Origin of the sequence: Polaribacter sargassicola (genome assembly GCF_021991835.1) — a bacterium.
In the GTDB taxonomy this organism is placed as follows: domain Bacteria; phylum Bacteroidota; class Bacteroidia; order Flavobacteriales; family Flavobacteriaceae; genus Polaribacter; species Polaribacter sargassicola.
In genome coordinates, this window is the sequence record NZ_JAHDAU010000020.1 from 1 (window position 1) to 1,870 (window position 1,870).

Consider the following 1,870-nt stretch of genomic DNA (forward strand, 5'->3'; position numbering starts at 1 on the left):
TTATCATATTTATAGTAAGTGGTTTTTGGCACGGCGCTAATTGGACATTTATAGTTTGGGGATTATTAAACGCCGTTTATTTTCTACCCATTATGCTTACAAAAAATAACAGAAATAATATAGAAATAGTAGCAAAGGGTAAATATCTACCTAGTTTAAGAGAGTTTATTTCTATGCTAATTACTTTTTGTTTAACAGTTTTTGCTTGGATATTTTTTAGAGCAAATAATATAGAGCATGCAATTAGTTATATATCTAAAATGTTTACTAAATCATTTTTTAAGCTACCAAAAGGAAGTGATTTTATAGGGCTTTTACATCATCCATTTACAATGTTATCATTAATTGCTGTGTTTTTATTGATAGAATGGTTAGGTAGAGACGAAAAACACGCAATTTCAAAATTAGGTGCTAACTGGAAAAGGCCAATTAGATATACTTTTTATTATACTTTAATTATTGCTATAATTTGGTTTGGAGGAAAAGAACAACAATTTATTTATTTTCAATTTTAAAGTATGATAAAGTTTATTTTTAAGTTACTTAAATTTATAATACCCTTATTTTTAATAATATTTGCGGTTTTATTGTTGGCTTCTAAAAATCATCAATTTGAGTTTTCTAAAATGTATTCTAATGTAGAATTTGAAAACATTTACAAATCGCCAAGTAAAGATTTAGTAGCAATTGGTAATAGTAAACTATTAAATTCTATAGATAAAAATACCTTAAAAGAAGAAGGTAAATACAGTGTTGCAATGCTGGGATATTCTTCTGCTAACATAAGTGTATCTAAATTAACATTAGAAACTTATTTAAATAATTGCTCTGTAAAACCTAATTTGGTTTTATTAGAAGTTTCATGGTTTACTTTTAATAACCATAGAACTCAACTACATAAAATAGTAGGAGATTTATTTCTTAGAGATTTTAAACTTTGGACTAACTTATTAGGAAAAAACGCGAGTAATTTACTGCCCAAAGTAAAAAAAGCTACAACAACAAGTTTAAAGAGATTTGTTGGGGTAAAATCTAATTTAAAAGAAACAACTTATTTAGACAAAATAGACCATTCATTACCAAAAGAAAAAGGAGATAAGTTTAATTTTGAAGAATTTGAAGCTGGTTTTCCAGAACATTTAGCAGGTGTTGATGAGTTGTTATTAAATGATTTTAATGCTATTGTAGATTTGTGTAAAGCAAATAAAATTGATTTAATTCTTTTTACAGCTCCAGAAGCTCCAGAATACAATAAATATCAAAAAGATGCTAAGAGAATAAAATCAATTTATCAAGATTTATCAAAGTCAAATAAAAATATTTTTTATTTAGATTATACTTTTGGAAGCGATTTATGGGATGATAAATATGAAGATTGGTTAGTGGATTCTCATCACATAAATCAAAGTACTTTGTTTACAAAAGATTTGATAAGAGATATTAAAAAATACACAAATAATAAGGTTTTTAAAGATTAAAACCTTAGTTGTAAAGTTTAGAAAAAGAAAAAATTGTTTTAGAATAAGATGAAATTGAAAAAGAATATTGAGTCTATTAAATATTATATAAATGATATTTAATTCATTAGATTTTGCTGTTTTTTTACCAATAGTATTTATACTTTATTGGTTTGTATTTAATAAAAACCTAAAGTTACAAAACCTGTTAATAGTTTTAGCAAGTTATTTATTTTATGGCTGGTGGGATTGGCGATTTTTATCGTTAATTTTTTTTAGTACAGTTGTAGATTATACAATAGGAAGACAATTAAAACGAGAAGAAAATAATGTTAGAAGAAAAGTTTTACTTTGGATAAGTATTTCTGTAAATCTAGGTTTTTTGGGTTTCTTTAAATATTATAATTTCTTTT

1 protein-coding gene and 2 pseudogenes are annotated in these 1,870 nt (G+C 24.7%); all 3 read left to right on the forward strand.

The genetic code is table 11. The annotated features are described in order from the left end of the window. Positions 1–515: pseudogene (locus KI686_RS15605) on the forward strand (MBOAT family O-acyltransferase); the annotation flags it as partial. A gap of 3 nt (positions 516–518) precedes the next feature. Next, positions 519–1,478, forward strand: coding sequence for a hypothetical protein (locus KI686_RS15610; RefSeq protein ID WP_237590262.1), 960 nt, complete (start codon positions 519–521; stop codon positions 1,476–1,478). A gap of 91 nt (positions 1,479–1,569) precedes the next feature. Continuing rightward, positions 1,570–1,870, forward strand: a pseudogene (locus KI686_RS15615) (MBOAT family O-acyltransferase); the annotation flags it as partial.

Bases quoted from the DNA above. Each gene is read 5' to 3' on its own strand.
- KI686_RS15610 (WP_237590262.1), top strand. From the start codon at position 519: ATGATAAAGTTTATTTTTAAGTTACTTAAATTTATAATACCCTTATTT.